The sequence below is a fragment of the Enterococcus sp. C102(2024) genome, assembly GCF_040888205.1.
In the GTDB taxonomy this organism is placed as follows: Bacteria; Bacillota; Bacilli; order Lactobacillales; family Enterococcaceae; genus Enterococcus; species Enterococcus faecalis.
This window is the reverse complement of the sequence record NZ_JBFOHH010000011.1, coordinates 1-8,002: the sequence shown is the minus strand read 5'-3', so window position 1 is coordinate 8,002 and position 8,002 is coordinate 1. Positions and strand designations below refer to the sequence as shown.

Here is an 8,002-nt window from a genome sequence, read left to right as displayed (position 1 = left end):
TTTGAAGAAAACGTCCAACTGAAGTGTCAAGTGCAAAATTACATATAGAGCTTTATTCTAAAAAGTAAACAGAAATGATATAATCAGTTACGTAAGGAGGTTTCAAGTATGTGCACTAGTATCGCAGTAGTAGATATTACTTTATCTCATTCATAATGAAAAAAATGGTAAGGAGAAGGTTATAATGAACCAGAAAAACCCAAAGGACACTCAAAATTTTATTACTTCTAAAAAGCATGTAAAAGAGATATTGAATCATACGAATATAAATAAACAAGATAATGTAATAGAAATTGGATCAGGAAAAGGTCATTTTACCAAAGAACTTGTCAAAATGAGTCGGTGGGTGGATTCTATAGAAATTGATGAGGACTTGTGTCAAGTCACCCAAAAAGTCGTGAAGCCTTTTCAGAATATAAAAGTTATCCATACGGATATTCTGAAATTTAACTTCCCCAAAAACAAAGACTATAAAATATTTGGTAATATCCCCTTTAACATCAGTACTGATATTGTCAAAAAAATTGCTTTTGAAAGCAATTCGAAATATAGTTACCTTATTGTGGAGAATGGTTTTGCAAAAAGATTACAAAATACGAAACGAGCTTTAGGTTTGCTATTGATGGTGGAATTGGACATAAGAGTTCTCAAAAAAGTGCCACGAGCATATTTTCACCCTAAACCGAATGTAGACTCTGTATTGATTGTTCTTGAACGACATCAACCATTGATTTTAAAGAAGGACTACAAAGAGTATCAATCTTTTGTTTATAAGTGGGTAAACCGTGAATATCGCGTTCTTTTTACTAAAAACCAATTCCGACAGGCTTTGAAGCATGCAAATGTCACTAATATTAATAAACTATCGAAGGAACAATTTCTTTCTATTTTCAATAGTTACAAATTGTTTCAGTAAATTAAAGTAATAAAGCGTTCTCTAATTTCACAAGAGAACGCTTTATTCTTCCTAAAAATTTTCAATATTTATTAATAAATCGGTTGTTTTAAAAGTAGGCACCTGTTATTGCAATAAAATTAGCCTAATTGAGAGAAGTTTCTATAGAATTTTTCATATACTTAACGATTTGTATATTATTTATATAATTGGCTGGTATTGAACGTTTGTCTAAAATCTTTTTCACTTCATCTGCAGTTGAACCTGCATATTCTCCATATGTTGCAATAACAAATAGATATTTGCAATTAAAAATAGAGCGTTCTAAAAAATCTCTAATATATGGCGGGATATTAACGTGAAAAACCGGGAATACAATACCTATCCTCTCGTCTGAGAACTCATATTTATTCTCTTTTATCATTTGTGGGATGGATATTAGTTTTCCACCAAGTCTTTTCGCAACATAAAGACTGTTTCCTGTTGCGGTAAAATACAAAATTGTCATTTCTGCTACCTCTCTTTAACTAATTAGGATTCAAAATTGATTTTTGATGCAGTTACACTTGCATCGGGTTTGAATTGTTATCTAGGTGTCATCATAATGAGTATTATACTTAAGAAAATTCAAAATGTAAGTACGCACATTTGTGACGTATACTATCCCAACGGATAGTGTAAAGGATGAACTAGATTTTGTTTAAACGTTAAATTTCTCAATTCCCTGTACAAATCTATCTTTATCCTCATCTCTCATTAATGGAATAACTGTAACACAGGATACATTCCTCATTTTTTACAGTGGCAATAATCAGTCTACTATGTTCAACTTCTATGAGAAAATATACTTCGTTTGGCTCTTTTTAACGAACAATACAAGAAAAATATCCTAATTATCTGTTGCTTTTTTACTACAAAACAATCGATTAGTACATTATTACCATACCTATTTAGCACCAAGGCAAGCAATTCTACAAATCACAATATAATCTGATTTATCACCCTATATCTAAATACTATTGTTGAACTTCAGTTTCTCTTATCTTAACCTTCCTTTCTGCTGTATTTGAGACGTCATAACCTCTTGAACATTTTCAAATTCTTTACTTATGACATATTCATCAAATACTTCAGTCCCATATTTAGAATCTGGTTCTGCAACGACAGAAACCACCTGCTCAATCCTCCTGTTATATACAGAGGGCTACTGGAAGAACAACTTCTGGCAGCATAACAATCAAAGGAAATTTAGTGAGTTTATACGACTACACTTTTCTTGACAATTCCAAAGTATAGATAATAAAAACCGCTATGCGGCAAACTCAAAAGGTCTTCACATAGCGATTATATCTAATAAAAATTCATTAATTTTTTTACATTTTCAACAACCAGAATGTATCATTAACACTTTTACATCCTTATTGCATAACTCAAAAATTACATAACTTCCAATTCTCTCATCAACTGTTCCCATTCATTAAAATAATTACCCTGACACCTTTTAACATCATCAATTGATTTTTGTATTTCCGTCAGTACTATATAATCAGAAGAATTGTTTGGTTCAGAAATGATTTTATTCAATCTTTCTAATTCTTCATCATATTGATTTATTAACACTTCAAGCTTTTCAATTCGTTTCTCCTTCTTAACCTTCTCCTTCTCAATGGAGTTACGATCGCCTTTTACTGTGTTATTTTTCTCTACTTTCTGCTCAACTTTAATGTTATTAAATGGCTTTTCAGAATTCATCCTTTTTTTCTCGTACTCACCATAAGTAGATTGTACAAACTCTACACCATCCTTATCAAAAACAAGTAATCTGTCAGCAATCTTATTAGTAAAATATCTATCATGTGACACAAAAATAATTGTACCTTGATAACTGCATAAGATATTCTCTAAATTCTCTTTTCCAATAATATCCATGTGGTTTGTCGGTTCATCTAAGATTAAAACATTAGTACGTTTATATAATAATTTACATAATGTCAATCTAACCTTTTCTCCACCTGACAAAGAGGACACCGGTCTAAAAACATCATCTCCACTAAACTGAAATGAGCCAAGAGCAGTTCTGACCTCTGTGTCATTTAGCTCAGGGTATTCGCTTTGAAAAATTTCGAATAGTGTATCATCTCCACTGATTTGAGCAAGCTGTTGGTCAAAATAGCTAATTTCAACATTGTATCCGAATTTAAAATCTCCAGACAATGCTGCCACACCACCCATAAGTGTTTTAAGCAACGTGGATTTACCAATACCATTACTCCCAACAATTCCAAGCTTCTGTCCCCTTTCAAGGTTGAAATTAACCTTTGCAAGAGGAGTATCATAGCCTATCACAAGTTCTGAAGCACTTAATACTTGCCTTGAACTACTGATTCTCGGTTGAAATTTAGACATATAAGTTTTTGTATCGTATTGGTCTGGTGCATTTAATATTTGCATACGCTGTAATAATTTAATTTTAGATTGCACCATTTTAGCTTTCGTAGGTTTATAACGAAAACGTTCAATCAAGCGTGTAATCCTTTCAATTTCTATCTGTTGCAAGTCGTAATCTTTTTGCTGTTTGATATGATTTTCTCGTTTTTGCTCCTCAAAGGCTGAATAATTACCTTTATAACATTTGGTCTTTCCCCATTCGATTTCATAAACCTTATCCACAATTCGATTAAGAAACATTCTATCATGGGAAATAATAACCAATGTAGATTTATAACTTCTCAAATAACTCTCCAACCATTGTATTGTTTCTATATCAAGGTGGTTAGTAGGTTCATCAAGTAATAGAATGTCTGGCTTTGTTAAAAGTATTTTTATAAAAGCTATCTTAGTTCGCTGACCACCTGAAAATTCAGAAATGGGTTTTTTATCATCTGCTTCAGTAAAACCCATACTACGAATCATCGTTTCATATTCTTTTTGGTAGGTTAGACCTCCAAGAGCCATATACCTTTCACTGATATCAGAGTATTCATTGATGATTTTATCATCATATTGATTCTCCATTTTATCTATCAGCTGTTTCATCTTGTTTTCCATATCAATAAGCGTCTTAAATACCGTACGGACTTCATCCACCATTGATCTACTTTCATCTTCAAAAGGCATCTGTCTTAAATAGCTAATATAAGGGTTACCGGTCTTTATTACTTGAAACTCACTTTCACCAGTTCCTTCTTCTAATTCAATTTCGCCTATAATAGCTTTTAGCAAGGTTGTTTTTCCACATCCATTTCTACCAACAATAGCAATCTTTTCATTATCATTGATTTCAATACCGATGTTTTCCAACACCATATTACCATCATAGTAAACGGCACCATTAATTATTTTGTATTGCATTTTCATATCCTCCTTTGCGTTAGTACTAGCAATTGCAAAGGTGGCTTTGGACAATAATTATTCTACTCCATGTAAAGCTTGTCACAGCCACCTATACATGGAGTTCTTTAAATGTTACTATAGTTGTAGATTTCATTTGCTTCTACCTCCTATCGATTATTAATATAATTCAATTGCCACCTTATTGTACCAAGTCGCTAGCGCAATGGCTAGCCTAAGTTTTAGCTTACACCCTTTCTGGTAAAAGTAAAGTAACTGATCTGTTATCTCATCTGGCACCAGATTCCCGATAAACCCTGCTGTTCCCGTCAACAGAAACCGCAGCCACACTGGAAAAAGATACAAAAGGATTGCCGCAATTGATTCTTTGCATTAGCCATCAGCTTTACAAATCACTCTTTCTATATTCAAAAGGCGTTTTTCCTGTTTCTTTTTTAAACACGGATGTGAAGTAACTTTGTGAGTTAAATATAAGATATTCACTAATTTCTGATATTGACTGATTCGTATATACCAATAGAAATTTGGCATATCTGGGTGAGAAACGATCACCAATGTTTTCATTGTTTCATCCTTAACATACTCAACTTTCGCACCAATAAAACAGTGTACGAAAGTTGAGTTACTTAAAAGTATTCTATTCTAAGAAATTCAAATTTGCGTGATTCCTAAGCTATTTATTTACAGCTTAAACTATAGAAGATGAACTAAACAATAACTAATCTTTACATAACTAAGTTATTACCCACGCTTTTTTAAACCTAATCCAGCTATTAAGGCAATGAGTATTGCCCCTGTAGCTGCAAGGAACGCATCTGAGTAGGACATAGCGTCCAATATATATAATGGATTTATCGGCTCAGTAGCATCACGTCGAGCGGATAATAATGCTCCAATCATACCTGCTCCAGTTCCTGCTCCAAGGTACAAAGCACCTTGGAAAATCCCCATTCCGACACCAACCTTGTCTGCATCGAGTGCACTTACTGCGGCGTTATTTGCGGGAGAATTCGTGAATGCAAAAGCAATCCCTACTCCGAGGACCCCCACGGAAACTAACAGAGGTGAAGCACCAGATGCATAGGTGGACAAGAATAAGGTAGACAGCCCCATCAGAGTCATCCCAGTAATTATCAGACGTTTATCCCCAAATCGATCAGAAAGACGGCCAACGAAGGGAGATAAGATTGCAACAGCCACACCACCTGGCAACAATATCATTCCAGCCTGTCCAGAAGAGAGTCCATTCACCTCAATGACTAGTAATGGGACGAACACAAGAACAGCGAAATAAGCAAACATCGAAAAAAATGCAATTATGACCGTATTGACATAATCCTTGTTATTGAACAGGACAGGTGGTACAAATGGATTTTCTGCGGTAACAATTCTCCAAATAAATCCCACCAAAGCTACAACAGAACCAATTAGGCTAGTTAACGATGAGAACGAAGAAAAACCAGAAGTTTCTCCTTGAGTGATGCCAAAAAGGAGTAATCCTACTGTGAGGCCGAGGAATAAACCACCAATGAAATCAAAGTTCTTATTGCTTCCTACGGATTCTGCCGGTTTAATTGTCGGTAACGCGTAGTAGGCACCAATAACAATCATAATGGCTAACAAAAATGTGAACCAAAACAAGGCATTCCACCCTAAATATTGACCAACTACTCCACCAAATATTGGACCAGCAGCAGTTCCAACACCAATACTTCCTGCGATAATTCCCAAAGCTCCCCCACGTTTTCCTTGTGGGAAAACCTTCGAAATTGCAATGACTGATAGAACTGGAATTGCGGACATCCCAGCACCCTGAACCATTCTTCCCAAAACCAACAATGGGAGGTTCGGGGCAATTGCACATAAAAGACTACCACTTGCCAGAATCATAATGGCAAAGATATATAGCTTTCGTAACTCAAAAAAGTCTGAGATTCGACCATAAATCGGAACTCCAATCGCAAGAACAAGTGCAATACCACTAACTATCCAACTCACTTGAGATTTCGAAGCTTCTAAAGCTTTGCTTATTAGTGGAAGTACGGGATTGACTGAATCAGCCGTAATTGAACCTACAAGTACAGATAGGGAGAGTACCATCATTAAAAGCCTAGTAGAACCCCTTTTTTCAGATTGAATCATTTCTTTAGATTTACTATCCTTTTTCATTTTATTTCCTCCTAAAATATATTGTGATTTTAGGAGGCTAAATCCACTGCTTTCACCATAAACCTCACCTCATATCTATTTATATTGTAAAACCAAATCAACGAACTCACCATATTTCTACAGCATGATTAAAGATTCGGTTCTCCAAACTAACTGAACTGATCAAACAAAAAAAAGGCACCAGTTTAACAACCGGTGCCTAATCATTCGTATGCATTTTTACAAATGCAATAGATTCATAAATTTTTGCCCATTATATAAAAGGAGGCAAAAAGTTTTCCGGTAGTGTTTCCATTTTTTGTTTTTGTGAAAAAGGACATACTGATCCCGTTGTACCTAAATCCCCTGAAACTTTTACATGCTTTCTAAACTCGACATTAATGAAATCAATTCCCATTACTTTTTGCCTCCTTTCTCATATTGTGATAATAACACAATTATAATTGATGAAAAAGAAATAATCAACCCTACTTTTTTGAAAACCAATTTAAAGCTTTACTACTTTTACTTACATAATAAAGGCAGGTGCAGTATAAACTTTTTTAAATAGGTCTTCTTTAACGAGCAGGTAGCGTCAGTTAAAGTAGATAATTTAAGATCGAAATCATATTATAGATATTCCGAAATTGGGCGTGATTGTTGCAGGTCAAAAGCTTAATTCCTCGATAAAATAAAAAGGAATTAGTTTTTTTATTTGTGGTACATTCTTCTGACCGTAATCAATTGTCATCTAATAATTACATTGTATTTTTTCATTTGATTTAACACGTTAAATATATGTTCTTAAAGTAAAAACATTGATGTTAATGGATTTTTAGTAATTTACTCTTGATAAAACCCACAACCAAGCAACAATGACTGTCTCTTCACCGAACGAATGAAACAAGCGGGCGAAATACTAGGAATTGAACTATTAGACCATCTGATTGTTACAAGCAATAGCTACTACAGTTTTCGAGAAGAAGGAACATTTTAAGAAGAAAAAAGAAGCATAGGCTCAAAAAAGAGCCTGTGCCTTCAAAAAAGCCAATCAAACATGGCAACTAATCTTCTAGTAAAAAGGTGTAGGAAATCAAAACTCAAAAAGAAAGAAGGAAAACATCATGACATACATTATCGAAGGACATTGCTACTTAACTAACGAGAGCTACCGAGAAAAATATGAAAGTAAAGCCGATATGATAAACGGCTTAAAGAGTTGGTTCAAACGTGACGATATCAACGTGACAGAAGAAGAATTTCATCAAGTATTAGAAGAAGGCTACTTTGCAGACGGTTATGACATCATTCGCTTAGAACAAGAACATCAAGAAAGTACCTACGAAACAGACCTATTACAATCCAAAATTAGACTCATGAATGAATACCAAAATGAAGAAGAATTTTATCGGATTCAAGGACTCTTCAATCAAGTAATCAACGTTGAAATTATTGTTCAAACATTCCGTGAAGTCTATGATTCAGAATTTCAGTTTATTGGCTCGCCTTATCAGCTGTATGAAGCAATTAATCAATGGATAGATGAGGGTTCTGTTGCAAAGTTTTAAATCTACTATCAAATAAGGTAGAATAATAGAAAAAGATAGC

8 protein-coding genes and 1 pseudogene are annotated in these 8,002 nt (G+C 34.1%); 3 read left to right on the top strand and 6 right to left on the bottom strand.

All coding sequences use genetic code 11. The features are described from left to right. The first annotated feature begins 184 nt into the window (after positions 1 to 184). Positions 185 to 916: a 23S rRNA (adenine(2058)-N(6))-methyltransferase Erm(A) gene (erm(A), locus tag AB3I34_RS13815; protein WP_002360844.1), complete on the top strand. Its 732-nt coding sequence runs from the start codon at positions 185 to 187 to the stop codon at positions 914 to 916. 124 nt (positions 917 to 1,040) lie between these two features. On the opposite strand, the gene AB3I34_RS13810 is transcribed toward erm(A), so the two are convergent. From AB3I34_RS13810 to AB3I34_RS13785, 6 genes are all read right to left on the bottom strand, one after another. Then, on the bottom strand, positions 1,041 to 1,403 hold the full coding sequence (locus AB3I34_RS13810) for an EFR1 family ferrodoxin (RefSeq protein ID WP_024378353.1): 363 nt from the start codon (positions 1,401 to 1,403) through the stop codon (positions 1,041 to 1,043). 531 nt (positions 1,404 to 1,934) lie between these two features. Beyond that, positions 1,935 to 2,069, bottom strand: coding sequence for a hypothetical protein (locus AB3I34_RS13805; protein WP_002415371.1), 135 nt, complete (start codon positions 2,067 to 2,069; stop codon positions 1,935 to 1,937). A gap of 263 nt (positions 2,070 to 2,332) precedes the next feature. Further along, a complete protein-coding gene (optrA, locus tag AB3I34_RS13800; RefSeq protein ID WP_105108188.1) occupies positions 2,333 to 4,300 on the bottom strand; it encodes an ABC-F type ribosomal protection protein OptrA in 1,968 nt (655 codons plus the stop codon). 331 nt (positions 4,301 to 4,631) lie between these two features. Next, positions 4,632 to 4,802 (bottom strand): AraC family transcriptional regulator, encoded by a 171-nt coding sequence (locus AB3I34_RS13795; RefSeq protein WP_105461295.1) that lies wholly within the window; start codon positions 4,800 to 4,802, stop codon positions 4,632 to 4,634. A 185-nt stretch (positions 4,803 to 4,987) separates the two neighbouring features. Next, positions 4,988 to 6,415, bottom strand: a complete 1,428-nt coding sequence (fexA, locus tag AB3I34_RS13790) for a chloramphenicol/florfenicol efflux MFS transporter FexA (protein WP_065813868.1) — start codon at positions 6,413 to 6,415, stop codon at positions 4,988 to 4,990. 253 nt (positions 6,416 to 6,668) lie between these two features. After that, complete coding sequence (locus AB3I34_RS13785) at positions 6,669 to 6,812, bottom strand: hypothetical protein (RefSeq protein WP_002360221.1); 144 nt, start codon at positions 6,810 to 6,812, stop codon at positions 6,669 to 6,671. A 450-nt stretch (positions 6,813 to 7,262) separates the two neighbouring features. On the opposite strand from AB3I34_RS13785, the pseudogene AB3I34_RS13780 reads away from it, so the two are divergent. Beyond that, positions 7,263 to 7,391, top strand: a pseudogene (locus AB3I34_RS13780) (JAB domain-containing protein); the annotation flags it as partial. 127 nt (positions 7,392 to 7,518) lie between these two features. Continuing rightward, a complete protein-coding gene (locus AB3I34_RS13775; protein ID WP_368027856.1) occupies positions 7,519 to 7,962 on the top strand; it encodes a hypothetical protein in 444 nt (147 codons plus the stop codon). Positions 7,963 to 8,002 lie beyond the last annotated feature (40 nt).